The 26,740-nt window shown below is 41.4% G+C and carries 29 protein-coding genes and 2 riboswitches; of the genes, 8 read left to right on the top strand and 21 right to left on the bottom strand.

What is annotated here, in order from left to right; translation table 11 throughout:
- Window positions 1-176 precede the first annotated feature (176 nt).
- Both ABC357_RS04490 and ABC357_RS04485 read left to right on the top strand, forming a co-directional pair.
- On the top strand, window positions 177-1,124 hold the full coding sequence (locus ABC357_RS04490; RefSeq protein ID WP_412886349.1) for a DUF1385 domain-containing protein: 948 nt from the start codon (window positions 177-179) through the stop codon (window positions 1,122-1,124).
- 144 nt (window positions 1,125-1,268) lie between these two features.
- Window positions 1,269-1,631, top strand: a complete 363-nt coding sequence (locus tag ABC357_RS04485; RefSeq protein ID WP_412886348.1) for an SA1362 family protein — start codon at window positions 1,269-1,271, stop codon at window positions 1,629-1,631.
- A 41-nt stretch (window positions 1,632-1,672) separates the two neighbouring features.
- Here ABC357_RS04485 and ABC357_RS04480 read toward each other — a convergent pair whose 3' ends face one another.
- Window positions 1,673-2,554, bottom strand: a complete 882-nt coding sequence (locus ABC357_RS04480) for a patatin-like phospholipase family protein (protein WP_412886347.1) — start codon at window positions 2,552-2,554, stop codon at window positions 1,673-1,675.
- Between the two features lie 234 nt (window positions 2,555-2,788).
- On the opposite strand from ABC357_RS04480, the gene tatC reads away from it, so the two are divergent.
- Window positions 2,789-3,535 (top strand): twin-arginine translocase subunit TatC, encoded by a 747-nt coding sequence (tatC, locus tag ABC357_RS04475; protein WP_412886346.1) that lies wholly within the window; start codon window positions 2,789-2,791, stop codon window positions 3,533-3,535.
- Between the two features lie 45 nt (window positions 3,536-3,580).
- Here the strand turns inward: tatC and splB are convergent, their stop codons facing one another.
- Window positions 3,581-4,606, bottom strand: a complete 1,026-nt coding sequence (gene splB, locus ABC357_RS04470) for a spore photoproduct lyase (RefSeq protein WP_412886345.1) — start codon at window positions 4,604-4,606, stop codon at window positions 3,581-3,583.
- A 101-nt stretch (window positions 4,607-4,707) separates the two neighbouring features.
- Window positions 4,708-5,544: a lipoate--protein ligase family protein gene (locus tag ABC357_RS04465; protein WP_412886344.1), complete on the bottom strand. Its 837-nt coding sequence runs from the start codon at window positions 5,542-5,544 to the stop codon at window positions 4,708-4,710.
- A 337-nt stretch (window positions 5,545-5,881) separates the two neighbouring features.
- Here ABC357_RS04465 and ABC357_RS04460 point away from each other — a divergent pair, with 337 nt between their 5' ends.
- Window positions 5,882-6,193, top strand: coding sequence for a rhodanese-like domain-containing protein (locus tag ABC357_RS04460; protein ID WP_412888573.1), 312 nt, complete (start codon window positions 5,882-5,884; stop codon window positions 6,191-6,193).
- A gap of 61 nt (window positions 6,194-6,254) precedes the next feature.
- On the opposite strand, the gene gcvPB is transcribed toward ABC357_RS04460, so the two are convergent.
- From gcvPB to gcvT, 3 genes are read right to left on the bottom strand one after another with little or no spacing between them, the layout of a single operon-like run.
- Window positions 6,255-7,718 (bottom strand): aminomethyl-transferring glycine dehydrogenase subunit GcvPB, encoded by a 1,464-nt coding sequence (gene gcvPB / locus ABC357_RS04455; protein ID WP_412886343.1) that lies wholly within the window; start codon window positions 7,716-7,718, stop codon window positions 6,255-6,257.
- Window positions 7,711-9,057 carry an aminomethyl-transferring glycine dehydrogenase subunit GcvPA gene (gene gcvPA, locus ABC357_RS04450; RefSeq protein ID WP_412888572.1) on the bottom strand — a complete coding sequence of 449 codons (1,347 nt, stop codon included), beginning with the start codon at window positions 9,055-9,057 and terminating at the stop codon, window positions 7,711-7,713. The genes gcvPB and gcvPA overlap by 8 nt, the downstream gene beginning before the upstream one ends.
- Window positions 9,058-9,075: 18 nt before the next feature.
- Complete coding sequence (gcvT, locus tag ABC357_RS04445; protein WP_412886342.1) at window positions 9,076-10,176, bottom strand: glycine cleavage system aminomethyltransferase GcvT; 1,101 nt, start codon at window positions 10,174-10,176, stop codon at window positions 9,076-9,078.
- 91 nt (window positions 10,177-10,267) lie between these two features.
- Window positions 10,268-10,353: riboswitch (glycine riboswitch) on the bottom strand.
- A riboswitch (glycine riboswitch) is annotated at window positions 10,354-10,444 on the bottom strand.
- Window positions 10,445-10,716: 272 nt separating this feature from the next.
- Between gcvT and ABC357_RS04440 the strand changes: the two genes are divergently transcribed.
- Complete coding sequence (locus ABC357_RS04440) at window positions 10,717-12,390, top strand: DEAD/DEAH box helicase (protein ID WP_412886341.1); 1,674 nt, start codon at window positions 10,717-10,719, stop codon at window positions 12,388-12,390.
- Window positions 12,377-13,171: a YqhG family protein gene (locus ABC357_RS04435; protein WP_412886340.1), complete on the top strand. Its 795-nt coding sequence runs from the start codon at window positions 12,377-12,379 to the stop codon at window positions 13,169-13,171. The genes ABC357_RS04440 and ABC357_RS04435 overlap by 14 nt, the downstream gene beginning before the upstream one ends.
- A 72-nt stretch (window positions 13,172-13,243) precedes the next feature.
- Here the strand turns inward: ABC357_RS04435 and opp4A are convergent, their stop codons facing one another.
- The 14 genes from opp4A to comGA all read right to left on the bottom strand — a co-directional run bounded on the left by opp4A (window position 13,244) and on the right by comGA (window position 24,121).
- Entirely contained in the window at window positions 13,244-15,031 is a 1,788-nt protein-coding gene (gene opp4A, locus ABC357_RS04430) for an oligopeptide ABC transporter substrate-binding protein (protein ID WP_412886339.1), read from the bottom strand.
- Window positions 15,032-15,045: 14 nt separating this feature from the next.
- Window positions 15,046-15,963 (bottom strand): ABC transporter permease, encoded by a 918-nt coding sequence (locus ABC357_RS04425; RefSeq protein ID WP_412886338.1) that lies wholly within the window; start codon window positions 15,961-15,963, stop codon window positions 15,046-15,048.
- Window positions 15,964-15,990: 27 nt separating this feature from the next.
- Window positions 15,991-16,953, bottom strand: coding sequence for an oligopeptide ABC transporter permease (gene opp4B, locus ABC357_RS04420; protein ID WP_412886337.1), 963 nt, complete (start codon window positions 16,951-16,953; stop codon window positions 15,991-15,993).
- 1 nt (window position 16,954) lies between these two features.
- Window positions 16,955-17,902 carry an ATP-binding cassette domain-containing protein gene (locus ABC357_RS04415; protein WP_412886336.1) on the bottom strand — a complete coding sequence of 316 codons (948 nt, stop codon included), beginning with the start codon at window positions 17,900-17,902 and terminating at the stop codon, window positions 16,955-16,957.
- On the bottom strand, window positions 17,899-18,909 hold the full coding sequence (locus ABC357_RS04410) for an ABC transporter ATP-binding protein (RefSeq protein WP_412886335.1): 1,011 nt from the start codon (window positions 18,907-18,909) through the stop codon (window positions 17,899-17,901). The genes ABC357_RS04415 and ABC357_RS04410 overlap by 4 nt, the downstream gene beginning before the upstream one ends.
- Window positions 18,910-19,439: 530 nt before the next feature.
- Window positions 19,440-19,619 carry a YqzE family protein gene (locus ABC357_RS04405; protein ID WP_412886334.1) on the bottom strand — a complete coding sequence of 60 codons (180 nt, stop codon included), beginning with the start codon at window positions 19,617-19,619 and terminating at the stop codon, window positions 19,440-19,442.
- 28 nt (window positions 19,620-19,647) lie between these two features.
- On the bottom strand, window positions 19,648-20,178 hold the full coding sequence (locus tag ABC357_RS04400; RefSeq protein WP_412886333.1) for a shikimate kinase: 531 nt from the start codon (window positions 20,176-20,178) through the stop codon (window positions 19,648-19,650).
- On the bottom strand, window positions 20,163-20,543 hold the full coding sequence (gene comGG / locus ABC357_RS04395) for a competence type IV pilus minor pilin ComGG (RefSeq protein ID WP_412886332.1): 381 nt from the start codon (window positions 20,541-20,543) through the stop codon (window positions 20,163-20,165). The genes ABC357_RS04400 and comGG overlap by 16 nt, the downstream gene beginning before the upstream one ends.
- Window positions 20,530-20,934 carry a competence type IV pilus minor pilin ComGF gene (gene comGF, locus ABC357_RS04390; protein ID WP_412888571.1) on the bottom strand — a complete coding sequence of 135 codons (405 nt, stop codon included), beginning with the start codon at window positions 20,932-20,934 and terminating at the stop codon, window positions 20,530-20,532. The genes comGG and comGF overlap by 14 nt, the downstream gene beginning before the upstream one ends.
- Before the next feature lies 1 nt (window position 20,935).
- Entirely contained in the window at window positions 20,936-21,286 is a 351-nt protein-coding gene (locus ABC357_RS04385) for a hypothetical protein (protein ID WP_412886331.1), read from the bottom strand.
- On the bottom strand, window positions 21,276-21,716 hold the full coding sequence (comGD, locus tag ABC357_RS04380) for a competence type IV pilus minor pilin ComGD (protein ID WP_412886330.1): 441 nt from the start codon (window positions 21,714-21,716) through the stop codon (window positions 21,276-21,278). The genes ABC357_RS04385 and comGD overlap by 11 nt, the downstream gene beginning before the upstream one ends.
- Window positions 21,703-22,005 (bottom strand): competence type IV pilus major pilin ComGC, encoded by a 303-nt coding sequence (gene comGC, locus ABC357_RS04375; protein WP_412886329.1) that lies wholly within the window; start codon window positions 22,003-22,005, stop codon window positions 21,703-21,705. The genes comGD and comGC overlap by 14 nt, the downstream gene beginning before the upstream one ends.
- A gap of 27 nt (window positions 22,006-22,032) precedes the next feature.
- On the bottom strand, window positions 22,033-23,157 hold the full coding sequence (gene comGB / locus ABC357_RS04370) for a competence type IV pilus assembly protein ComGB (RefSeq protein WP_412886328.1): 1,125 nt from the start codon (window positions 23,155-23,157) through the stop codon (window positions 22,033-22,035).
- On the bottom strand, window positions 23,060-24,121 hold the full coding sequence (gene comGA, locus ABC357_RS04365) for a competence type IV pilus ATPase ComGA (RefSeq protein ID WP_412886327.1): 1,062 nt from the start codon (window positions 24,119-24,121) through the stop codon (window positions 23,060-23,062). Before comGA ends, comGB begins: the two co-directional genes overlap by 98 nt.
- A gap of 288 nt (window positions 24,122-24,409) precedes the next feature.
- Between comGA and ABC357_RS04360 the strand changes: the two genes are divergently transcribed.
- Together ABC357_RS04360 and ABC357_RS04355 are read left to right on the top strand one after the other, a co-directional pair.
- Window positions 24,410-25,111: a helix-turn-helix transcriptional regulator gene (locus tag ABC357_RS04360; RefSeq protein WP_412886326.1), complete on the top strand. Its 702-nt coding sequence runs from the start codon at window positions 24,410-24,412 to the stop codon at window positions 25,109-25,111.
- An 86-nt stretch (window positions 25,112-25,197) separates the two neighbouring features.
- Window positions 25,198-25,443 (top strand): DUF2626 domain-containing protein, encoded by a 246-nt coding sequence (locus ABC357_RS04355; protein WP_412888570.1) that lies wholly within the window; start codon window positions 25,198-25,200, stop codon window positions 25,441-25,443.
- A gap of 97 nt (window positions 25,444-25,540) precedes the next feature.
- Here ABC357_RS04355 and ABC357_RS04350 read toward each other — a convergent pair whose 3' ends face one another.
- Entirely contained in the window at window positions 25,541-26,635 is a 1,095-nt protein-coding gene (locus ABC357_RS04350) for a class I SAM-dependent methyltransferase (RefSeq protein WP_412886325.1), read from the bottom strand.
- Window positions 26,636-26,740: the final 105 nt, after the last annotated feature.

Here is a 26,740-nt window from a genome sequence, read left to right as displayed (position 1 = left end):
AATAAAAAAAGTGGAAAGAATGCATCTTTAACTAGTCCATCCTCTCTTTTTTAAGTAAAATAAAAGAACGTCCCTTTTAAATATGCCAATACTTTTGAAATGAGCAAGTCAAAAGAGTATAGTTAGGGCAAACAGCAATTCCAAATTTTATCAAGCATAGGTTGGTGTATAAAAATATGTCTCAAAACAAGCCCATTTACGGAGGGCAGGCCGTTATCGAAGGCGTTATGTTCGGCGGCAAAAAGAATACCGTCACAGCTGTCCGTAGAAAAGATGGATCCATTGAATATTACCATTTGCCCCGTACCCCCAAACCTGCATTGAATGCCATAAAAAAAATCCCTTTCCTGAGAGGGATTGCTGCCATTATTGATTCGAGCGCCACGGGTTCCAAGCATCTGAATTTCTCCTCTGAACGCTATGATGTAGATCCTTCAGAAGACCAGGAATATGTCGAAGAAAAACCGGCAAGCAAATTTGGAATGGTATTAAGCGTCGCCGTTATCGGAGTGCTTTCCTTTCTGTTCGGCAAGTTTGTTTTTACTTTGGTGCCTGTTTTCCTTGCAGAGGCAACAAGGCCCATCATCCACTCGGATATCGGCCAGGTTTTGATTGAAGGAGTCTTCAAACTGTTCCTGTTGCTAATCTATATTTCTTTTGTATCGATGACTCCGTTGATCAAACGAGTCTTCCAGTACCATGGCGCAGAGCATAAGGTAATCAACTGCTACGAAAGCAATAAAGAACTTACTGTCGAGAATGTTCAGGCCCAATCCCGATTGCATTACCGGTGCGGAAGCAGTTTTATTTTATTCACCGTTTTCGTTGGCGTATTCGTTTATATGCTTGTTCCGACAGACCCTCTTTGGCTTCGTGTAGTAGACCGTGTGGCCCTTATTCCAGTTGTCCTCGGCATTGCATTTGAAGTATTGCAGCTTACAAATAAAATGCGAGATATTCCAGTGCTCCGTTTTCTTGGTTACCCAGGACTTTGGCTTCAACTGGCAACGACAAAAGAACCCAGTGACGACCAGGTTGAAGTAGCCATCGCTTCCTTCAAGCAATTATTGGTATTGGAACAAGAAGATGAGAAAATGGGTTTAAAAAAGGAAAGTATAGTGTAAAACAAAATAGAGAGATTATTTAGGTATGCTTCTCCGGAAGGAAAGGCATAATGTTCGGTAGCATGCCTTTCCCCTTCCTAATAGATTAATCGTTTTTCTAAAAACCCAATATGCTTTAATGAGGCTTGTAAGGAGGTCATTCTTATGAAACGTCCAGCTACTTATATAGTATCGGGGATTATTCTTCTTGCTGTATTTGGATTGGTGACCAAGTTTATGGCAAACCCAACCGGGATGCTCACTGGCATTCTCATCTTTGCCATAGTCGCAGCCATCGTTTTCTTTGCCTATAAAAAGTTCTCTGCTTCTTCCACTTCTGCCCAAAGCAGCTATAACAGAGCAGTCAAGCAATCAAAAAAACATTTACAGCAAAAAGGGAAGGCAGCCCCACAAAAAACAAATGTGGTCAATTATTCTGCCGCCCATCATAAAAAGAAGGCAAGAAAAAAATCAGAAGCTCATCTGACTGTAATTGAAGGCAAGAAAGGCAAAAAGAATCGGGCATGAAACGCTCGATTTTTTTATGTCCTAATTGTCAAATTCAACACTTAGTAAGACCATGCTGCCAAGAAAGAATTTGCAGACACTCTCCCTAAATCAATTAATTTAATCCTGTCATCCAAAGATAAATTGAATTCGGTGCTTGGAATATGGTCGGAAGGGATGAAGATGATATTTTTTTCATGTCTACGGGAGATGTACCTATTATCGTGCGCGTCCTTCATCGATTCAAATAAGCTTCTGAACATCCCGATTGCATCGCGGATATCCCTTGGAGGCATTTCTTCCTTATTGCCATTCAATCTTATTCCGATTACTGGCCTCGTTTTCTTTCCTTCCTCATGATCGAACAGCCACATAGGAAAATTGCTGAGCACCCCTCCATCGACCATATATATCCTCTTTTTGCGCGTCCCTATATTTATAGGTTCAAAAAAATAAGGAATGCTGCAGCTCATCCTTACCGCTTTTGCAACAGGAAAAAGCAACCCATGTATCCCATAGTTATCCAGTTCATCTGGAAGAACGACTATCTTTCCGTTTGTAATATCAGATGCGATAATCCGCAAGGAACCTTTGGGCAGATCGGCGAATGTCAAAATCCCCTTTGCAGCAAGCAGCTTTGCGATCCACGCTTCAAGCGCATCCCCTTTATACAGCCCCAGCCGCCAATAGAGAAGAAGCCATTTCACAAATGGAAGGCCTGTTCCCTTCCGCTCATCCAACAAACTCTTTCCATCAAGCGGCAAAAATAAATCCTCCATTTCTTTTCCTGTATATCCTGCTGCAATAAGAGCTGCAATGATGGAACCGGCACTCGTCCCAGCCGTATTTTTCATGGTAAAACCCTGTTTCTCCAAAACCTGATAAGCGCCGATCAATGCATATCCTTTCATTCCTCCACCTGAAAATACACCATCGATAAGCATGTTTCACCTCCTTTTCTTTCAAGAAAGCAAACCGCAGCAGCTCAGGGGCATGCCATCTATATAAAACACTCCCCTTTACATCTGTAATCAACGGCAACGCTAATTAGTACCCAAAGAATGAAAATGGTCCTGTGGCAATTCCGGGTCAAGTACCGGCAATACCTTGCCATAATTGCCCAATTACACTATGATGAATGAAGACTATTTCCACTTTACAGAAAGGCGGGGGTGACATTGAATAATGAAGAATATTCAATCACAGAACATCTTGACGAACTGCGGAAAAGGATTATACTAGTCGCCATCTCTTTTATCGCATTACTGATTATCGGTTTTGTATTTGTAAAACAAATGTATCTTTTTTTTACATCGGCACTTGATTATAAATTAATGATATTGGGACCGAGCGACATTATGTGGATTTACTTTCATATCGCCGGCATATTTGCCATTGCCTGTACAATTCCGATTGCTGCCCACCAATTGTGGCTGTATGTAAAGCCGGCACTCGAAGAGCATGAACGGAAACTGGCGCTTATGTATATACCTGGTCTATTCCTGCTGTTCGTCGGCGGATTAGTATTCGGCTATCTTTTTATTTTCCCGAATCTGCTTCATTTTCTGACCGATCTTGGTAAAGGGATGATGGTTACCCAGTTTACCGCAGACCGTTACTTCACTTTTCTCATTAAAACTACGCTTCCCTTTGCATTTGCCTTTGAGCTGCCCCCGGTCATGATGTTCCTGACATCTATTGGCATCATAAATCCATACAAGGTAGCTAAATTGAGAAAGTATGCCTATTTCATCCTCGTAATTATTGCCTGTATGATCTCGCCTCCTGAGTTCATCTCGCATATATCCGTCAGCATTCCTCTAATCGCTATTTTTGAAATTAGCGTTGCTCTTTCAAAAATAGTGTATAAAAAGAAACAACACAGACTTCAGTTCGTTGACATGGACAAGCAAGTTCCTCTTTAAATCCCACAAAAACAAAGAAGGATGGACTTAAACAGTCCATCCTTCTTACGTGAAATACAATATATTCGCTTGCGGGAAAAAATGGGCAATATAGCTTGACAGCGTTTCTTCCAACTCTTTCGCTTCATCGGTCGGATATACATACTTCCCGATCCCATATTTACCCCATTTATATTTACGTTTGCTTTCATCAAGGTCAAGCTTTGTTTTAGGATATCGCTTCTCAATGACCTTTTTCGCCGGCTTGGTGAACCTGTGCTGGATCATTTCAAAGGATAAATCCGGCAAGTCCACGCCAGCTAAAGCGGAAGAAAGACGTTCAAACAGTTCAAAATATCCTTCCTTCCAATCAGTATGCATATAGATCGGAGCCACGATAAATCCAAGCGGATAACCCGCATTTGCGACTTTTTTGGCCGCTTCCAAACGCTCGTCGAAAGAAGATGTACCCGGCTCAAAATGTTTAATCACATAACGTGAATTCACAGAAAAACGAAACTGTGTATGGCCATTATGCTTTGCATCAAGCAAATGGTCGACATGGTGGAACTTAGTCACAAAACGAAGCATGCCATATTCGGTGCCCCCCATAAATTCAATCGCCCTTTTTAATGAATGGGTTAAATGGTCGATTCCGACAATATCGGACGTACAGGCTGCCTCAAAACGGGTGATTTCCGGTTTTCTTTCTTCGATGTACTTTTCAGCCTGGGCAAATATTTCTTCAAGGTTCACGTATGTCCTGATATATGGTTTGCTGCCAAGCGTTGTTTGTAAATAACAATAATGGCAATGGCCCATACAACCCGTTGCAAGCGGAATCGCATATTCCGCTGAAGGCTTTGAAGTATCGAATTTCAACGTCCGCCTGACCCCGACAACCATCGTCGATTTCGCCACGCGGTATTTCTGGAGTTCATTTTCGCCAGGCAAATCACGGATTTGATTGTGCGAAGTGGTTTCTCTTATTTCGATGCCCAGTTGTTCAAATTTTTCCTTCAACTCACGGCCGAGCGGGTATTCCAGCGCCTGCGGTTCAATATAGACTAATTGCGGCATAAACGGTTTCATCTTTTCACCAAATTTCTATATGGTTCTTTCAATAGCTTCCGCAATAAAACTGAAAGGTTGCATACGAATATTTGGCAGTATAAAACGAAAGAGCAACTAGTTTATCTCATGAAATTCCATGCTTCGCTTTCATATTTTTCCTTGCTTAATGCCTGAATGGCCTGCTCCTGTTCATCAGTGAGCACCAACGCTTCAAGGTCGACATCCAGCCCTTCTGCAAATCCCTCTCTAAACGCCTGTTTCGCTTCCTCTAATGTGACCTTGCGTTCGGATAAATCATTGATAGCCACGGCTTTACTGCTGAAGCTTTTCATCATCCGTTCTTTGATCCGGTCATTTTTGAATAAGAATAAATCAAAAAGTTTGTCTATTTCAAGATCAAGCAAAATAGAACCGTGCTGCAGAATCACCCCTTTTTGCCTTGTTTGTGCGCTTCCAGCCACTTTGCGGCCTTCTACCACCAGCTCATACCAGCTTGGCGCATCAAAACAAATCGATGAACGGGGATCTTTTAAACGCTGATGCTCTTCTTCTGTCTTCGGCACTGCAAAATAGGCATCAAAATCAAGATTCAAAAACCCTTTAAGGATGCCTTCCGAAATGACCCGATAAGCATCGGTCACATTTTTCGGCATTTTAGGGTGTTCCTCTGTCACAATGACACTATATGTAAGTTCATGCTCATGTAAAACAGCCCTGCCTCCGGTAGCTCTGCGGACAAAACCGAGGCCTTGGTCTTTCACTTTCTGCAAATCGATTTCCTTTTCAGCTTTTTGGAAATATCCGATGGATAAAGTTGCAGGATTCCAGCCGTAAAAACGAATGACTGGAGGTATTTTCCCTTCGCTATGCCATTGCAATAGCATTTCATCCATTGCCATATTGTAGCCCGGCGAACAATTGCCAGAGTCGATAAATAACCACTTTTCTTTTGTCATCAGTTCAATATCCTACCTTCTGCATTTTCTCTCCATATACACTGGCACACGTTTTTCTACGATAACACTGTGCCTATTCCATAATGGAACATTCCTGTTAAGAAAATCAACCTATTTATTTTGAGATTAATCTTAATTAGAATAACAAAAAAGGGTCTTGCTGGAAAAAGAAACGCTTTTCCTTCTCAATCTCTGTAAATTCCTTTGATATTATAATGAGACACTATTATAATAAAACTATCTGTACTGTTTTAGTTTGAGAGGAGTTTTCACATTGTTGTATTTTTTAATCGTTGTCATTGTTGCGATCCTAGCATACTCGGCATATAACTGGTTTATGCAGCGCCGAGTCGTTAAAACATTGACTCAGGAACAATTTATCGAGGGTTACCGTAAAGCGCAATTAATTGATGTACGCGAACCAAATGAATTTGATGCGGGCCATATTTTAGGTGCACGAAATATCCCGATGTCCCAGATGAAAACTCGCCTGAAAGAGATACGCCCGGACAAGCCAGTTTATCTGTATTGCCAAAGCGGACTCCGCAGCGGACGCGCAGCGCAAATGCTGTACAAAAAAGGCTATCGCGACCTGTACCATCTTCAAAAAGGATTTAAGCACTGGTCAGGTAAAATCAAACGTAAATAATCATCTTCATCCAAACAAAAGAGGCGTTCCAATAGGAACTGCCTCTTTCTTTATACGTCCATTACGATTCTTTCATGTAACGCAGCACCGGTTTTCGGGCTGCAAGTGTTTCATCCAGACGCTTAATGACCGTTGTATGCGGAGCTTCCTGCACCAATTCAGGCGTTTCTTCGACTTCCTTCGCAATCTGGATCATTGTCTCAATAAAGCCATCCAAAGTCTCCTTGCTTTCTGTTTCAGTCGGCTCTATCATCATGCACTCTTCCACGTTAAGCGGAAAATAAGTGGTAGGCGGATGATAGCCAAAATCAAGCAGACGTTTAGCAATATCGAGTGTACGGACACCCAGCTTTTTCTGTCTCCGTCCACTTAGCACGAATTCATGCTTACAATGGCGATCATAAGGCAGATCATAATACGGAGCCAGCTTTCTCATCATATAATTGGCATTTAGAACTGCGTTTTCTGTAACAGCCTTCAAGCCATCTGGCCCCATTGAACGGATATACGTATAGGAGCGGACGTTGATGCCGAAATTTCCGAAGAAAGGCTTTACACGCCCGATGGATTGAGGGCGGTCAACATCAAGTCCATATACCTCTTCCTTTTTCACAACAAGCGGCGCAGGAAGGAATGGGATTAAGTCTTTTTTGACTCCTACTGGACCAGATCCCGGTCCGCCGCCTCCGTGCGGGCCAGTGAACGTTTTATGGAGATTCAAATGGACAACGTCAAAGCCCATATCCCCTGGGCGCGCTTTGGAAAGCACCGCGTTCAAATTGGCTCCATCATAATATAATTTGCCGCCAGCTTCATGGACAATTTCCGCCATTTCAAGAATTTGCTCTTCAAAAAGGCCGAGTGTATTGGGGTTGGTCAGCATTAAGGCTGCCGTGTCAGTACCGACCACTCTCTTTAAATCCTCAAGATCGACCAAACCATTCTCATTGGATTTCACTGTGATCGTTTCCAATCCTGCAACAGTAGCTGAAGCAGGATTCGTTCCATGGGCCGAATCAGGGACAATTACTTTCGTACGCGCAGTATCCCCATTTTGTTCGTGAAAGGCTCTGATCATCATTAGCCCCGTCCACTCTCCATGCGCACCGGCAGCAGGCTGAAGTGTCACTTCATCCATTCCGGTAATTTCCTTCAGCGATTCTTGCAGATCGTACATCAACTCTAGTGCTCCTTGGACAGTGGAAGGGTCCTGTAAAGGATGGATATGGGCAAATCCATTGTACCGGGCAACATTTTCATTGATTTTCGGGTTGTATTTCATCGTACAGGACCCAAGCGGATAAAAGCCTGAATCCACACCGTGATTACGTTTGGATAAAGCCGTGTAATGGCGCATAATATCCAGCTCGGATACTTCCGGCAAATCCGCAGGCTGTTTTCGGATATACGCATCCGGGATAAGCTCTTCCATGCCAACTGCCTCAATCTCCAACTCAGGCAAACTATAACCGATCCGTCCGCTTGTGCTCTGTTCAAATATCAATGGCTGATTTTTCTTATTCATGGCGATCCCCCAATTCTTTCACCAACAAATCAATTTCTTCTTTCGTACGCAGCTCTGTCACTGCCACAAGCATATGATCCTTCAATTCAGGGTAATCCTGGCCTAAGTGGTAGCCGGCGATCATCCCTTTATCCAAAAGGCGGGCGCTGCACTCATTATAGGAATAAGGCAATTTCACCACAAACTCATTGAAGGATGGTCCATCAAAAACGATTTCGACCCCATTCTCCTGCAGTCTCTTCTTGGCATAATGCGCTTTTCGGATATTTTGCAAAGACATTTCCTGGACTCCGACCTTGCCAAGAGCTGTCATAGCCACAGATGCTGCAAGAGCATTCAATGCTTGATTGGAACAGATGTTGGATGTCGCTTTATCACGGCGTATATGCTGCTCACGTGCCTGCAGTGTCAACACAAATCCGCGCTGCCCATCTTCATCTACCGTTTGGCCGACAAGCCTTCCGGGCACTTTGCGCATCAATTTATTGTTAACGGCAAAATAACCGCAATGGGGGCCGCCGAATGCAGCAGGAATGCCAAATGGCTGGGCATCCCCAATGACGATATCGGCCCCGAATTCTCCCGGAGGCGTTAATGCCCCAAGCGCCAACGGATTGCTGCAAACTATGAAGTGCCCTTTATGTCCATGAATGATGCCTTCCATCTTATCCAACTCTTCAATTCGTCCAAAGAAATTCGGATATTGGACAATCACGCCTGCCACATCGCCATCCATTTGCTGTTCCAGGGCGCTTAGATCCGTTAGTCCATCACTGTAAGGAATATCGATAACTTCAATATATTGCCCCTTAGCATATGTATCCAGAACAGCACGGAATTGCGGATGGACAGCACGGGATACAAGCACCTTCTTGCGTCGGGTGCTGCCGCAGCTTAGCATGGCCGCTTCAGCTAAGGCTGTTCCGCCATCATACATGGATGAATTGGCAACATCCATTCCGGTAAGCTCGCAGATCATTGTCTGGAATTCAAAGATTGCCTGCAATTCTCCCTGTGATATTTCCGGCTGGTAAGGGGTATATGCTGTGTAAAACTCAGAACGCGATAGAACATGGTCCACAATGATAGGCGCGTAGTGGTCGTAGACTCCTGCACCTAAAAAGGATGTATAGCTTTTTGCATCTTTGTTTCTTGCAGCCAGAGCGCTTAATTCCTTTGTCAGTGCAGATTCAGACTTAGCGGCTTTTATCTGCAGCTCTCCTTTAAAACGGACACTTTCCGGAATATCTTCAAATAACTCATCGATATGGGAAACACCTATTGCATCCAGCATTTCCTTTTGGTCGTTTTCAGTCATCGGCAAATAACGATGTTTAATCATAGCATGATCCCCCTATTAGTTCTTCGGTCTTTTATAAAATGGCGTGCCTACCACTTGCGCTTCCACACGCTTCGAGCGGATTTCAACATCGACGGTTGAACCCAGCTCGGCGTATGCCGCATCGATCAATGCATAACCGACTGCTTTATTCAAGCTCGGCGACTGTGTGCCTGTCGTCACTTCTCCGATTTCTTTTTCGCCTGAATAGACTTTATAGCCGTGTCTCGGAATACCTCGTCCAACCATTTCCAGACCCACCAGCTTTCTTGGAGCCCCGTTTGCTTTTTGTTCTTTCAGTACAGCCTTGCCGATAAAATCTTCTTCCACATTCGTTTTTACCGCGAACCCGATGCCTGCTTCTATTGGAGAGATGGTTGCAGACAGCTCTTGTCCATATAGGGCAAGACCCGCTTCAAAGCGAAGTGTATCCCTTGCTCCCAGCCCAATAGGGGATACATCTTCCAATTCGAGAATAGCCCTCCATACTTTTGATGCTTCCTCACTTTTGCAATATATCTCAAATCCATCTTCCCCTGTATATCCGGTTCTGGAAACCAGGGCATTCACTCCGGCAACAGAAACATTCTCGACAAAACCGAAGAATGGCAATTGTTTTAAATCTATATTTTCAGTCAACTGACTCAAAGCTTGTTCAGCCAATGGACCTTGCAATGCCAATTGAGCAATTTGATCCGATTTATTTTCCAAAGTAACATCTGCATCGCCTTTATGTTTTTTCAGCCACTCAAAGTCTTTTTGAATATTAGCGGCATTTACGACCAGCAAATAGCGGTCCTCGCTTCTTTTATAGATGATAATATCATCCACAGTTCCGCCATTTTCATAGCAAAGCGCGGAGTATTGAGCCTTTCCGTCTTTCAATTTGGACACATCATTGGTTGCCATGCTTTGGAGATAGGAGAGGCTGTCCTTCCCCTCAACTGTGATCTCCCCCATATGCGAAACATCAAACAAACCAGCTTTGGTGCGGACGGCCATATGCTCTTCCTTAATGCCGGAAAATTGGACCGGCAGATCCCAACCGCCAAAGTCAATTGTCTTAGCGCCAAACTGGCTGTACTCATCAAATAAAGGCGTTTTCTTTAATCGAGTCATGTTTTACCCCCTGAATGATTTTTGTCGACATAACCGCTATTCAAACCCATAAGCAGGCAAAAAAGGACAAAGATGCCCGTTCGCATTGGGTCATCTCTGTCCTTTGTACCTGAGAGTTTACCTTCATATTCAAGGCTGTCCCCGTTGGTGGTTCAAATAGAACGCTCTCCAGAGGTGCGTCCAGCAAGAGTTCTTTTGCCTGAGAGATTCACATAGCTACGTTTGCTCCTTCGGCGCTGTTTTATACAGTCTCTCCCCTTGCCTTCAATCGCTTATATAATACTTAAGAATGGCCATACTAAAAGCAAGCAGAATACATAATGCTTGTTTTCCCCACAAATAATTAAGAAGAAACATAGTATTCCCGATGTAAAAAAATCGGTGCTTTTTATACTTAACTTCATCCTACCATTAACTATAATTTGGATGCAATTCTTTCTTGTCGCATTTTTTAAAAAACTTACATTTAATCAAAAATACCTAAATAACGTTCGTTTTTAGAGGTTATTTTCTTATATTCCCTAAGAGGAGAGACATTTTATGAATATAAAAGTGAATTATGATGAGACTTGGGAGAATCAATTTACCCAACGTCTAGAGGAGGACGGCCCCTGGACCAGCTGGGAATTTTATTGTTTGGCTTTGCAAGTCGAAAAAAGCCTTCAAATACCAGAATTTGAAGGTTTGCAGGCTCCCAGCCACCTCCATCAACTAAAGCCGCTCCCGCATCAGCTTGAAGTGGCTAAACAGGTCGTTGAAAACATGAATGGAAAAGCCATACTTGCTGATGAGGTCGGGCTGGGAAAGACGATAGAAGCAGGATTGATTTTAAAAGAATATATGATTAGAGGCCTCGTAAAAAAAGTGCTCATTCTTGTCCCTGCCTCACTCGTTTCGCAATGGGCATATGAGCTGAACAGTAAATTCTTTATTCCGGCAACCGTCCAGCGGAAAAGCTATGTATGGGATTCCTGTGACGTCGTCGTCTCGAGCATCGACACAGCCAAACGAATGCCGCATAGAGACATCATTTACAGCCAGCAGTATGATATGGTGATTGTCGATGAAGCACATAAGCTTAAAAATAATAAAACCAAAAACTATGAATTCGTCCAGAATCTGAAGAAAAAATTCTGCTTGCTCCTTACTGCGACTCCCATCCAAAACAAAGTGGATGAAATCTTTCACTTAGTATCCTTATTGAAGCCGGGGCATCTTGGCAATTCATCGCTATTTTCTAAACAATATAAAGGAAAAGGCCGGGAAATTTACGATGATACCCACCTGAAGGAATTGGTCAATGCCGTTATGCTTAGAAACAGGCGCCATGAGACAGGCATTGAGTGGACGAAGAGAATTGTTGAAACAGTCCTGATTCAAATGACTCCAGCAGAGAGGGCTTTATATGAAGCAGTTTCACACTTCCGCATCAACGAACAAGCCAACAGCGGATTTTCTACATTAACGATGCAAAGAGAGGCATGCAGTTCCAGGGAAGCTGTATTCTTCACACTGCAGAATATGATGAAACGGCAAGAGCAGCCAAGTACAGAAATGCAGCAAAGAGCCCAGATCATCACCGATAAAATCAATGCCATCAGCTCTAATTCAAAAGCGCAGAAAGCATTGGAAATTATCCAGTCAAACAATGATAAAGTCATCATTTTCACAGAATATCGCGCCACACAGCTTTATCTGCAATGGTACTTAAAGCAGCACGGCATTACGTCTGTCCCATTCAGAGGGGGCTTCAAACGCGGAAAAAAGGATTGGATGAAGGAACTGTTCCAAAACCATGCCCAGGTGCTCATCGCAACCGAAGCCGGCGGTGAAGGAATCAACCTGCAATTCTGTAACATTATTATCAATTTTGACCTTCCATGGAATCCGATGCGGCTTGAGCAACGAATCGGGCGAGTACACAGGCTAGGGCAGGAAAAGGATGTACTGATTTATAATTTTGCAACTGAAGGGACAGTGGAAGACCATATTCTGACACTACTCTACGAAAAAATCCAATTGTTCGAAAAAGTGGTCGGCCAACTGGATGATATTCTGACCAAGCTAGATATCAGCAATATTGAAGATTATTTGGAGGATGTAGTCAGCGGATCACGAAGTGAAGGAGAAATGAAAATCAAAATGGAGAACTTAAGCAGTATGATCGCTTTGGCCCAGGAATTAAAGGAGCGTGAGCACCGTGCAGCAAAATGAAATCCATCAATTTTTGCTCCATTACTTCAATATAAATGGAGCCACTCTATTGAACAACCACCCTACCTATATAACCGTTCAATTGACCATCGAATTGGACAAAATGCTCATGAACAGGCCTTTTTATTGGCACTATCTCGAAAAGACAGGAGGCATACCAAACCCGGCAGCATTGACACTCATTACCGACCCTGCCAATGCACCAGAAGAGGTAAAAGGGGAAATCATTCATTTCGGATCTCCCCGGCTTCATCAAATTTTCCAATCGACGAACAGCCTGGCCAAATATATCCGCCTTTATGAGCATGTACACCAACATGTACAGCAGCAAACACCTCTTCATCCATGGCTGGTCTGCAATATAAAGGCGTCCTTCGTGTCCGACCGGAAAAAAGATGTATTGTTTTCGATCGGTCTTCATTTATTGACCGGAAAAATGGTCAATGATTTTCATGATAAATTGGATTCTATCAGACTGACACCAAAAATCCCCGACTTTTCATTTACCCTGTCTCCTATCATCATGCCGAAAAGCGGGATGGGGAGAATCGACCGCTATGTAAGAATGCAACTAGCGGAGGAGGACCATGAATGGGCGGAAAGGGCGATCCATAAATGGGAAGCGGACCAGCGGTTACTGGATCATTTTTACGAGGACCGTGAAGAACTTGATGACAGCTACGAGCTTGAAAAGGAAGCGCTGAGACAGCAATACGAGCCGCATATCGATATTTCGGTCATTAATGGAGGGATGTTTTATTTGAGTGAGGGGGCGGTTTAGGATGCTAGCAGATAAATATAATATACATAAAAGGACCCGACAGTGTATGGCTGCCGGGTCTTTACATTCACATTATTTAACTGGTTTATCTTTAGTAACTTCCCATGATTCTGATCCATCCATATTGTCATATGCAATATTTAAATTTTTCATACGCTTGTTAGCTGCTGATAATTGATATTGGAAATCCATTGGGATAACTGGCGCTTTATCAAACATATATTCTTCCCAATTCTTAAACGCATCAGAACGGTATTTCGCATCCATAGCTTCTGGAGAATCAATAGCTGACAATAATTTAGTCATTTCTGGATCCACATAGCGCATCATATTAAATTGAGCATCTTCTGAATATGTTCCGGCAGGTGAAGGGTTCGTACCTGTTCCCCAAGCTGCCATATACATATCGATATCTTTATCATTCGCCTGTACTTTGTCGTAGAAGCTGTTTGATTCAATCAAGCGACCTGTAGATAATGTAACCTTTAATCCTACATCTTTAAAGTTTTGAATGTAGAATTGAGTGGTAGCTTCAGCAACCTCACTATTGTCGCGTGCCGCCAATTTGATTTCTAACGGTTTTCCATTAGGATCTTCTCTGAAGCCATCATTATTTGTATCTTTATAGCCAGCTTCATCTAGCAATTTTTTCGCCTTTTCTGGATTATACGTAAATCCTTTCATATCTTTTTGGTAATAACTACCAAAAACTGGTGGCATAATAGCATTTGCACGGAAGCGCAATCCATTATAATACTGTTTTGTTACTTCTTCAATATTCATAGCGTAGCCTAGAGCTTTGCGCAAATTGATATTATTCATTTTTGCATTTTGATCCATTACATTTTTTCCTTTGGCTGCATCCCATTTTCCAAGATTAAAGCCTAGGTAACTATAATACAAATCTGTCCGGGCGAGGATGTCTATGTTCTTTAAATCTTTCAAAGATCCATACACATTATTCGGCACTTGATTAATAAAATCAACATCTCCTGATTTCAATGCTGCAACAACTGAAGATGTCGGAACAATTTTCACAACGATTTTATCTAGTTTTGGCTTACCTTTCCAATAGTTTTCATTCGCTACAAATTGGACAGATTCACCAGGAACAATTTTATCATACTTAAATGGCCCTAAAGTGACAGGCGTTTTACGGATTTTTTCTGATTTCAATAAGTCTTTAACAGGAACATCTTTCAAATCATGTTTAGGGGCTGCATAACCCCAAATCCCATCCCCACCTGTGTAGATAGCAGGAGATACCTTTTTGAAAGAGATTTCTAGTGTATTATCGTCGATTTTTTTCAACCCTGAGATAGTACTAGCCTTGCCATCATGATACTCTTCAGCACCTACAATATTCTTCAAGTCCTGGTCATAACGAACACCAGTATAGTCTTTATCCGCTATTATTTCATAAGGATAGATTACATCGTCAATTGTCAACGGCTGCCCATCCGACCATTTAACGCCTTCGCGGATTTTGATGGTGGCCTTATTTTTTTCAGGTTCAACCTTCATAGACGCTATACCTGTATCTGTAAATTTAAAATCTTTGTCGGTATCAAACAATGTATTCGTTGCATAAGCCATAATTTCAGCGTCATTGTTATCCTCGTATAGTTCATAGCTCCAGATTCCTTTAAAAGGTGAATCAGCAGCGAGTCCTACCGTAACAGTTCCCCCTTTAATTGCCTTATCTTTATTGTCCACTTTCGTCTTGAAAGCCGATGCATCCACTTTTTCTTTGTTACCAGGTTTAGCAGTGGTTTTCTCGCCTCCATTCCCATTGCAAGCCGCTAGTACAAGCATAACAATTAGCAGAAGCGAAAATAATGACCATTTTGTTTTCTTCATCCCATTTCCTCCTTTTATCCTAATCTTTGTTTAGAGTCTGCTGCACGGCGAAGCGCCTGTCCAACATAATTTATTCCAAGCATCAAGACAAGAATAAGTATTGATGCAGGTAACCAAATCCACCACTTTCCGGAAATAACTTCTGGATTCGTAGAATAACTAATCAACGTTCCTAAGCTTGGTACATCAGATGGAAGTCCAAATCCAAGAAAAGATAATCCAGTCTCAATCCCGATATTTCCAGCAAAGTTCAAGGTAAGCTCTACAATAATCAATGAGCTTATATTCGGCATAATCTGTTTAAATAGTATGACAAAGTTACTTGTTCCCATCGTCTTTGAAGCACTGACATAGTCCCTGCGACTTTCGGTCAATGCTTTACTTCTTATTAACCTCGCAGTGCCCACCCAATAGAATGCAGACATAATCAAAACAAAACTGAAAATATTATATTTAGGTATAATGGTTACAAAGACGATAATAATCATCAATGTAGGCAATACCATAATAAAATCATTTATTCTCATTAGGATATTATCAATCAAACCACCAAAATAGCCCGTTACTAAGCCAAAGAGTATACCAATTATGGCTGTTAGAATTGTAATGGAAAAACCTATGGCTATTGAATTTCTAGCCCCAATTATTAATTGCCCCATAATGGATCGTCCACCTTGATCTGCGCCAAGTATATATCCATCTCCTGGAGCGGCATAGGTGCCCAGTAAACTAACTCTCATGATTTCTTCTTTATCGATAAATAGAGCCCCGATAAAAACACCAAGGATTATAATTACCAGCCCAATGAGCGAGCCCATTGCCAGCTTGTCTTTTATAAATTCTCTCATTATGACACGAAAGCCGGTCGGAGCCGTACTTTCCGACGCAGTAGGCACTGTTTCAGCAATCAATTCAGTTTGATTTGTTTCCATAATATTCACCTCTATCCTATCTTCTGTTTATTCGACTCTGATACGCGGATCAACGATACTCATTATAATGTCCGATAACAGGCTTCCTAACAACGTTAGTATTCCATATAACATTACTAATGCTGTTATTACACTATAATCCCGGCTAGTTATTGAGCTTACGAATAATTGCCCCATGCCTGGAAAGCCGAATATTGTTTCCACAAAGATAGAACCGGTTAATAATCCGGTAATTGTAAAACCAAAGAAAGAGGCAATCGGTAAAATAGAATTTCTGAATATATGTTTAGAATAGACTTTTTTCATAGGAAGCCCTTTACTTCTTGCAGTCTTGACATAATCCATCCCTTTCGAATCGATTACTTCATTCCTTAAATATTGAACGACACTCGTTGTACCAAGGATGGCAAATGTAAATGCAGGCAATAATAGATGGTATATTTTACTCCATACATATGGAAATGTGCCCGGGTCAACATTCACATCAACTGTTCCACTGGTCGGGAACCAGCCAAATGAGTAACCAAAAATAAACAGGAGAATTAGCCCAAGGACAAAGGTAGGGATTGCATAAGTGACATAGCTGTATAGAACAACAAATTTATCTAAAAACGAGTTTTGATAACGTCCCGCCAACATGCCAAGCGGTATAGCAATAGCATACATGAGCACTCCACTAAGCAACGAAAGCCATAAGGTGTTCAGCGCGCGGTCCCCTATCAATGATGCAACGCTAACCTTAAAAGAATAACTAAGTCCAAAATCTCCATGGATAGCATTGGAAAGCCAATGATAGTATTGAATATACCAAGGATCATAGAATCCGGAAGCTTTTTTCAATTGTTCGATGACAGCTGGGTCTGTTTCAGGGGTAATCAATCCCGTAAATGGATCTCCCGGCATAAATTTTGCTAGAACAAAAATCAGTAGACTTAACAAAATAATTTGAGGTATCATGACCATTACACGTCTAACTATTGTCTTCCACATATTAGATAACCCCCTCGTTAACATTATTAATAGCAACAAAATGTGTATTTGAGAGCGGCTTTAAATCAAAAACTTTACCGTTTCTGTCATAATACAAAGATTCATTTTCACGATAAAACGCTTCTTCATGCTTTCTTAACTTCATGTTCTGATCACGTAATAAAGGATTCACATTTGGAATGGCTGAAATCAATCTTCTCGTATAAATATGTTGCGGATTTTGATATATTTCTTCACGTGTTCCAGTCTCAACAAATCTACCTTTATACATAATAGAAATATAATCGCACATATGCCTCACGACGCCTAAGTCATGGGAGATAAATAAATAACTTAAGCCGAATTGCTCCTGAATCCTTTTCATGAAATTCAAAACCTGAGCCTGTACAGACAAATCAAGTGCAGACACTGGCTCATCAGCTATGATTAATTTAGGATTACAAGCAACTGCCCTTGCTACCCCGATACGCTGCCTTTGCCCGCCAGAAAACTCATGCGGATATTTATACAACGCATCTTCTGGCATTCCCACTATATCAAGCAATTCCAACACTCGCTTGCGCTCTTCCTGATCGCTCATCCGCTGGAAATTCCGGATTGGTTCAGCGATCAAATCACGCACACGCTTGCGTGGATTCAAGCTGCTCATGGAATCCTGAAAGATCATCTGTACATCTTTATTAAAGGAAGAGCGTCGGCTTCTGCTTTTGCCTGCGATATTTTTGCCTTCATAGATGATTTGCCCTGACGTAATTCTTTCAAGGCCGATGATCGCTTTTCCCGTCGTCGATTTTCCTGAACCGGATTCGCCAACAAGCCCGTATGTCTTTCCTTGTTCGATGACCATATTCACACCGTCAACCGCATATACATGGTCAACAACTGTATTGAAAAAACCTCCACGGATCGGATAATGCACTTTTAAATCTTTGATTTCGATAAAACTCATTTTTGCGCCTCCTCTTCACCTTCAAAATGAAAGTGCTGCCAGCAGGTGCATCTGACGAAATGACCTGGTGCGATTTCATGCAATTGTGGGTGTTCTTCATGGCACTTATCATTGATCCAAGGGATACGGGCTGAAAAACGGCAACCTGTTCTTGGCATTTTCGCCAAGGAAGGCACAACTCCCTGGATGACATTCAACTCATCTTCTTCACTATTCATCTGTGGAATAGAATTAAATAATGACCTTGTGTATGGATGCTTCGGATTGCCGAACAGCTCGTTGACCGGTGCCTGTTCGACGATTTCTCCTCCATACATGACAGCTACACGATCGGCCATTTCAGCTACTACGCCTAAATCATGTGTAATCAGGATAATGCCTGCTTCCGTTTCTTCCTGCAAAGATTTCAGCAAATCCAGGATTTGGGCCTGAATCGTCACATCCAATGCTGTCGTCGGTTCGTCAGCAATAATAATGGAAGGTTTACAAGAGAGGGCAATCGCTATCATAACCCGCTGGCGCATTCCACCTGACAGTTCATGGGGGAACTGCCTTGCCACCCGTTGCGGGTTGGGGATTCCAACTTGGTTCAACAATTCAATTACTCTTTGCTGTTGTTCAGATTTTGATAGTTTAGTATGGTAAATCAATGCTTCTTTAATTTGATCCTCAATTCTCATAAGAGGATTCAATGCAGATAAAGGATCCTGGAAAATCATGCCGATATCATTTCCGCGCACACGGTTGTATTTATCTTCCTTCAAATTAATCAAGTTCATATCCTTGAACTTGATTTCACCACTGACCTTAGTATGGAGCGGATTGTGCAATCCGACGATTGAAGTTGCCAGCGTACTCTTCCCACAGCCTGATTCCCCTACAATGGCAAGGATCTCATTCTTATAAAGAGAGACAGACACATCATCGACTGCATCATAATACGTGTCCTTAATTCGAAAACTAGTATGTAAATGATTGATGTCCAGCAATTGTTTTTCTGCATTCACTACTATGTTTCCCTCCTTATCTACATTTTCCTGAATAAACACCGGATATTTATAACAAACAACCGCTGCCTTAAAATGTATAATTTTTTTAAAAAAGTATATATTCTGATAATTTTTTCTGTAAATGAAGAGGAATGCACAAAATACCTCTTCTCTCTTTAACAAAATATTACAATATATACTAATTCTTAACATATTTTACACTCGTATTACTTTTTCTGTCAATAAATATTTTTATATTCTTAATTTTTTAAATATAACAATTTATTCATTTTAGCTATCTATATATCCAGTATTTTCAATAAAAACAGTGGCAACTCTGTAGAAAAATAGAACCGTTCAGCTTAATTAACTCTATATTTTCCAAAAGCATGTCCTTGCTTTCATCATATTCAAGATATTCTTACATTATTATTACATTTTTTGTCATTGTCAATATATTCTTTCTTTTTGATTTACTTGTAAAATATTCCATACATGAATAGCGGAAATAAAAAAAGAAGCCTCTTTGCTGTAAAAGGCTTCTTCTCTTATCTTTTCCCTTTGAAGAACATCATCAAAGCAAAAGGCACTAATCCGAACAATTGGGTTGAATAATGCTTTTTTTGTTTTCGTTTATGTTGACGATGTTCATGGCGCACGTCTTTCGGTTGACTGAAGTATTTCACAATTGTTTGAGTCAAAAAGGTTATAAAATCGTTTTTTTTCATATAAATCACCATTAGAAGTATACACAAATCAGGATGGATCTATACGTTCCCTCAATAACTCAATTACTTCTTCCGGTTTTGCTTCTGTAACATCTATTTGAATGCTGGCATCTTCATATAACTCTCGGCGGTCTTCAAATAGGCTGCGGAGTTCTTCTTCAGTTCTTCCGTTTGCCAAAGGCCTGGTCGTATCATTTTTTAATCTTCTGTATACTTCTTCGATTTCACAATATAAGTAAATGAGTTGGCCGTTTTCCTTCATCCATGCTCTATTTTCGTTATCAAGAATAATGCCTCCCCCCGTCATGACGATGGCATTTTGAATGGGCAAAGAACGGAGCAATTGTTTTTCCTGTTCCCGAAAATAAGCTTCCCCTTTTTCAGCGAATAGTTGATTGATTTCAATTCCTTCCTTTTCCACAATCAACGCATCGACATCATATGGAATAAGGTTGAATGCTTTGGCAGCCATATGACCGATTGTTGTTTTTCCTGACCCCATAAAGCCGGTTAAATAGATGGTCCTCACTTTTTTCACTGCTTTCATTTTTCTAACCATTGTACCATTTTGCCTTGGATACTGCTATATAGATAAGCTCCTTCGGCACGTCCGCCTGACTGGTTTTCGGCATAAAGAGATACCTGTATGGTTTCTTCATCTATACTTGCCTGAACATACCGAACAGTTCCCTTACTATAATATAAATAGCCTGATTGCCGATTCTCAGGATATTCCAGCATTCTCTGTGTATCATTCAGAGCCAGCCACAAAAGATGGTCCGATTGGTTTTTTTCAATGACTTCCATTGCAAACCGTTTCTCTGCCAGCATCTTATTGCTTTCAGCCACAACCAAAAACAAAAGAATGCCCAATACAAACAAGACAGGCAAATAGACAGACCCCCGCTGCTTACTTCTTTCCATCTTGCTGTCCATTAAGGAACATGAAGGATGCCCGAAACTCTTTATTCATCAAATCAGTAATAATAATTGATATCCTCCGCCCTTCTTTTGCCACTTCAAATTGATTGATATTATAAAGAAAAAGCTCATGCCCTGTTCCATCTACTCTTCTCCTTATGACACTGCCATACGGCTCAATTGAAATGATTTCATTCTTATTTTGCAAATATAATTTATTGTTTTTGATAGAATAGCCAGTTGCTTTTCTGATTTCTCTTTTGACATTCAATTGAAAAAGCTCCCATTCCATTTGATTGACACCCTTATACGTATGAAATGCCGGTTTAACAGTCATTAGCGCCTGTAAAAGCAAAGAGGCAACGATCATAAACACAACTAAGCTGGCTAACATTTCAATCAACGTGAAACCCGCTTGGTTCTTTGGCGAAAAGATCGCATATTTCCTGTTTCCTTCCTTTATTGTCTTTATATCGCACACATCCTTCCTTATATAAAGGATTTCCTTTGGATGCCTGGATGGCAAATGTAAGGCGGGCATCTCTTTTCCTTACGTCCGGTTGGCCATTTGCATCTACATTTGCTTCCAATTTTTCATATAGATAGTGATTTGCCTTCAATTGAAGTTCCCCATTCTGTCTCTCGCGTTGAAGTGTTATAGCACTCGACAGAAGAAATAGACATACTAAAAGGGTGACACTTAATGCCCCGAGCGTATCCAGCAAAATAAATCCTTTAGTATTCAACGTAATAATGCCTTCCTCTCCCAAGCATGACTGTAAATGAATATTTGCTATATTTCCCGGCAAACAGCCATACACCTGATTTCGACACGTTGCCCACTGAATTGAAATAAATTCTTTTGCCAAGCGTAGTTTCCCTATGCTCGACTGACTTAGGAATAGGTTTAGTGTAAAGACGCTCTTCGGTATCCAATTGGGCAAAATAGAGGCGCTTTGCTGGATCAATCGTAAAATAGACGGTTACACCATGACTGATTGCATAGGCTTGGGCATGAAAATAATCGCTTGAGAATTGGCGCAAAAAGAAGTGCATCTCCTTTTTTTCCTTGTACTTCGGTATATAAGAAAGGGTGACACTCACAAGCATAAGGAAGATACTGAGAACCACGAGCATTTCCACAAGTGTATATCCGGTCTGGCTATTTACTTTCATTGGCGGTAACCTTGCCTTCCGCATCGATGGATACTTGTGAACCATTCGGGCATGTCGTTTTTTCGATATATCCTTTTGCTTGCATATCCGCAAGGCTGACAGGCAATGCTTCATGGTCGATCTGATAGGCTTCAGCCTGTGCTTGGACCATTTTCACGAATGCATCACAGCCTTTATTGCGGATCGATTTCTGGTGCTTTACGATATTTGGGACTGTAATTGCCAGTAAAACAGAAATAACCAACAAAACAATCAGCATTTCAATTAGGGTAAACCCTTTTTGTTTCAATGAAAGAACCTCCTTCCAGTTAAAAGCCTACATATAATCCATCATGGAAAACATAGGAAGCAAAACAGACAAATAAATCGAAACCACCACTAACCCGACGGAAATAAACAGCGTAGGCTGTATCAGCTTAATTAGCGCCCCAATTTTCATTTCAAGACGGGCAATGACCATTTTGCTATATTGATATAATTCCATATCTAATTTTCCGTTTTTCTGCCCATTCTCCATCACTTCGGATAGATGCTGTTCAAAATAGGGGAGCCTGCCAAATACAACAGGAAGGCTGTCGCCTGACGATAAATCGCGGTGTATTCTTTTGCAGACTGCCTGAAAAAAAGCCTGCTGGTTATGCTGGGAAAATAATTGGATGCTATCATTTATGGAAAGTCCACCTGTTAGAAGGGCGCTTAATTGATAGGAAATGAAGTAAGTGTCATACATACGGAGATAACTGCCCAAAACGGGGAAGCGAAGCAAAAATTGTTTCTTTTTTTCAGCAGTTAATGTTTTGTACCATGTTTGCCGAAGCAAAATACATGCAGCCGCAAGCATTAGGCATACATAAGGGATATAGGTGGACACAGCGGAGAGGAATAGAATATTTTTCATAAAAAATGTTGGTTCAAGATTCATGCTTGAATACAGCTCTTCAAATTTGGGCAATAGCATTCCCTGCAGCATAATGCCAATCACCACTGTCATGAGAATCAGCATAAATGGGTAAATCATTATTTTGAAAAATTGCTCCCGATCTTTCCCCCTTTTCTCCCAAAAGGCTCCTCCATCCATTAATGCCTTCGGGACATCCCCATAATATTCGGCATAATAAACAAATTGCAATAATTGGGCATGAAATCCAAGGTATGCCAACACCTCATATAGGGTTTGCCCACCCTTCAGCATGTTCAATCCTTCAGTGATCGCCTGTTTTCTCGGCTTCGATTCCTGGGATTGCAAAAAGACGAGGGCATCTGAAAGATGGTACCCTGCATACAGCAGCTCGCCTAATTTCAAAATAAAAGCGGATTGCTCTCTTCTTTTCCATTTAACCCGTTTATTTATAGACCCATCGGCTGTATTCTTCCTCCCGGACAAAGCCCAATGCAATGGCTTTGTTAATTTCGTCTTCCAGGTGCCTGTAGGTAAGCTCATCTTCTTCTCCTTTCATTCTTTCATCGAGCAGCCGTGATAACGCCTTTCCATGAAGCAATTCATACACGCTTGCCCTTTTACTTCTCTTGGAATAATGGCAATAAGGCGAACATTCGCCTTCACATATGGGGCATTTCAGTTCCAGCAGCCTCTGTGCAGATACAGCAATCAGCGTTTGCTTTATTTCGCTGAGATTAACACCAAATTCTAGCAGCCTCTGAATAGCTCCTGCCGCATCGCGTGTATGCATTGTGCTCAAGATCAAGTGTCCCGTCAAGGAAGCGCGGACCGCTATCTTGGCCGTTTCAGCATCGCGGATTTCGCCAACCATGATGATATCGGGGTCATGCCTTAGCACTGCCTTTAATCCTACTGAATAGGAGATTCCCGCTTTTTCATTGATTTGGACTTGCAATACATCTTCGGAAACATTTTCGATGGGGTCTTCGAGCGTGATAATATTGCGGTGGATGAAATTTTTTGCATAATGGAGTAAAGAATATAACGTGGTTGTTTTACCGGAACCAGTTGGACCAGTAAAGATGAAAAGGCCGTGGGAGTGTTTCATTAGAGCTAGAATTTTACTCGCGGTTGAAGGAAAAAGGGAAAGCTGCTCGATAGGAAGGATGCTTTTTTGAGGGATTAAGCGTAGGACAAGCGTCTCTGTTTCGGCCGAGGGAAGCGATGATAAACGGAGCCCGACCATTTGCTTGCTGATCATAAAATTCATGGAACCGTTTTGTGGCCTTCGTTTCTCTCCAATGTCCATTCCGGACAAAAACTTAAAATGGGAAATCAACCGTTCCGCTTGCTGTCGCTCCATCATTTTGAAGGGCACTAGCTTATTATCGACACGGAACTGGATTAATGTTTTTCCGGACTTCGGAACTATATGGATATCCGAAGCTCCAAAATCGACAGCCCTTCCGAGAATTTTCTCTGCAATATGTTCAATTGTATACATCTTTGTTTTTCACCTCCTTATTATCATGTATAATTCGACAGGCAATTACATTCTCCTTCTTTATTCTCCAAAATCTAATAATTTCTGTCGACAACACAGAAATCTCACTTTTCTTCATTCAAGCATATTTTCTTCATTAGTCTGCGAAAATTCCATATCAAAATAGAGACGATTTTCTTTCATATTTGTGAACTTTTCAGATATCGCCTTTATTGTCATTTAGATAACATTCCAAACCAACAATAACTGTATTACAATGGTAGTAATTATGATTCCGAGGTGATTTTGGTGGAACAAACATTAAAGATTACAAATGTACTAAGCGATCCAACAAGATATTATATTTACCAGCATATTACGAAAAATCACAACGAAGTGACTGTACAGGAAATTGCCGATAAATTCAATATCCATCCTAACGTTGCCCGTTTACACCTATCAAAACTGGAAGACATTAACATGTTGACCTCTGAAACGAAAAAGACCGGAAAAGGTGGCCGGCCAAGCCGTCTATACCGCTTATCCGACGAAGTGATCCAATTGCATTTCCCATACCGCGACTATCAATTGCTTTCAAAAATCGCAATTGAAACGATGATGAAACTTGGCGAAGTAGGGAAGGAAGCACTTTATCAAACCGGGAAAGGATTCGGAAGAGAGCTGGTAGACGAAGAGCTTAAGAGAAATCAAATGACAATGAATGACCTATCCTTCCAGGATAAAGTTCAAATCATTAGGGATGCAGCTACTTTCGCTGGCTTCTATCCTGAATTCCATGCTAATGAAGAAGAAGGAAAAATCCATTTCCAAATTTTCAACTGCCCATTCAAAGAGCTGGCAGCCCAGCAAATGGATTCCGTTTGCGGCATGCACAAGGCTTTTCTTCAAGGCATGTTCTCTTCCGTATTCGATTCAGTGGAGCTTGTGGAATTGGAAAATATGATCACAGGCTGCGGTACATGCAGCTATAACGCAACTGTCACAAACTAGAAACAAAAACAAATCTTTACAGTTCCTCTCCTTTTAAACTATAATTGTCTCGTATGGACATGATGGGGACAAAGGAGGGATACATGATGGAACGCATGTACAGAGTACTTGGATTCTGGACTGGTATATTTGCCGTTATGTTTTATTTAGGCGACATGTATACGGCTTCATTATTGTTTTTCGGTCAAACAGGATTTTTTATTTTACTAAGTTATCTGAAGCTGTCTGAACGTATGTACATTTATGTATTCGGTGCCTATTTAACTGTATTCTTTGCAGGTTTTACCTACTGGACTACATTCATGATGGTACCAGGGGCAAGCGGACAGTAAGACCCGGCAGCTTTGCAGAACATCATTGGCTAATAACATTGCTCTATAGAAAAAGAACCTTTCAACGCTCCGAAGAGCGGGGTAAGGTTCTTTTTTCTCAGAATGGCAATCGGGAAGGATTTATCCCTTTGCTTTGAATCAACACCTGGAAAAACGAACTGACACCTGATGGATCGATCAATGATGTGATAGCTCGGTTCCTTTTATGTCCGGAAGAAAAAGGGTCGGAAAGGCTGTGCTGTTGTTGAAGAAGGTTAAGAATTCCGCAATTCAACAGGAATTGGCGCTGTGCCATGAGAGGCAACTCTAACATCCCATAAGTGCGTCCCAATTGAAGAAGGGTATCCCAATGGATATGGGCGGTTATATCAAGTTTTCCCGGCTGCTGCAGAATGTCATTGTACATCCTGTGCAAACGGTATCCTCTCAAGCTTCCTTGGAAGAGGTGCGGCTCCGACCACTCTATTTGTCGATAGCCATAATCAATGGTCAATAACACGCCCTTATGGCATTGTTTATAAATCTGGGCGGCGGTTTCTTCCATCTTAATCGGTATTTCGATACGCTGCCCTTCACACATCTGAATCCCGTATTGTTTAATGTATTGCTTTAAAGATAATTGATCCAGGGAGCGGTTCACTTCTCTGAATTTTCCCTCTTTTTCACCTATCATTATTTCATAGAATTGACCATGATGTTTCTCGATCACGTGGACCGGCAGTGCATCAAAGAATTCATTGGACCACATAAGCCCTTGCCATTTCCGGATAATAGACCAATCATCCGTGATGATTGCATTCGTATGGCTTTTTAGCGTTTCTTTCTGGATCTTTCTATGATGGGGGCTGGATTCTATAAGGATATAAGAGAGGGATTGATACAAGTCCTGATTTAATTGCGAAATAGCATTCAGTATATCATTGGCTGCTTTACCGGTGCCTCCCCCCAATTCCAGTATGACAGGTGCTAACTTCATCTTCTTCAGCACCAAGCAAAACCACTGTCCGATGATTTCCCCAAATACTGAACCGATGTTGCTGTTTGTATAAAAATCCGCCTTCCTGCCAATTTTATCTTGATAGGCATTATAATAACCTTCCAATTCATCATATAATGCCAGCTGAATAAATTCCTCATAACTGATCATTCTGTCTTTGCTTTGGAGAATTCTGTTTTTAATCGTCTTTTCCATACGAATCTCCTAAAAAATGTTTTTCACTATTGACATGTTGGAAAATATATACTATATTTTGGATAGTAGCTTACCTATATCCCCTCCCATTATTAAGTAGAATAT

This window comes from Bacillus kalamii (assembly GCF_047238185.1).
Taxonomy (GTDB): domain Bacteria; phylum Bacillota; class Bacilli; order Bacillales; family DSM-1321; genus Bacillus_AD.
This window is presented reverse-complemented; position numbering and strand designations above follow the sequence as displayed.